Source organism: Shewanella septentrionalis (assembly GCF_025370265.1).
GTDB lineage: Bacteria > Pseudomonadota > Gammaproteobacteria > Enterobacterales > Shewanellaceae > Shewanella > Shewanella hafniensis.
In genome coordinates, this window is record NZ_JAMTCC010000119.1 from 1 (window position 1) to 839 (window position 839).

Sequence of the window (839 nt, forward strand, 5' to 3'; positions counted from 1 at the left end):
TCAAGCCGTAAGCGCACACAACGAGATTACACCTTAGCCTTTAAATTAGGCGTTGTAGAGCGTGTTGAAAAAGGCGAAATGACGTACAAACAAGCCCAAGCCCATTTTGGTATTCAAGGCCGTTCAGCGGTACTCGTTTGGCTTAGAAAACATGGTAGACTCAATTGGTCGAAACCTTTTCAGCATCCCCTTATGCCTAAGTCAAAAGAAACCCCTGCCGAAACGATCAAGCGCCTTGAACGTGAGTTAGCAGAAGAGAAACTGCGTAACCAAATCCTCAATGGCATGGTTGATATCATGGACAATGAATATGGAGCAGGCCTCAGAAAAAAGTACTTATCCGGTACGTCTGGCAAGCAAAAAGCAACGGAGAAATAAACCTCGCAGCCGCATGTCGTGCTGCGGGTATGTCGAGGCAAGGTATTTATCAGGCAGTTGCGCGAATGGAAAGTCGTAGAGCTGAGCTATCGGTCATCAAAGACTGGGTCCAGTACTGGCGTAAATATATGCCAAGGTTAGGGGCCCGCAAGCTCTACACGTTGATAAAATCCAGGCTGGTTGAGCACGATATTAAACTCGGGCGAGATGGGTTCTTTACCTATTTGAGAAGTGAAGGTTTACTGGTTAAACCGAAGAAAAGCTACACAAAAACCACGTTCAGCAAACACTGGATGAAGAAGCATCATAATCTGCTGAAAGAGGAAGGACTGCATGATGCAGAGCATGTACTGGTCAGCGATATCACCTATCTTGAGTCAGACCAAGGTGTGCACTACCTGTCACTGGTCACCGATGCCAGCTCTCGTAAGATAGTCGGTCATCACGTGAGTAAAGACATG

At 46.6% G+C, this 839-nt stretch carries 1 pseudogene; it reads left to right on the top strand.

From position 1 onward, the window contains the following. Nucleotides 1-839 (top strand): annotated as a pseudogene (locus NE536_RS22830) (transposase family protein); the annotation flags it as partial.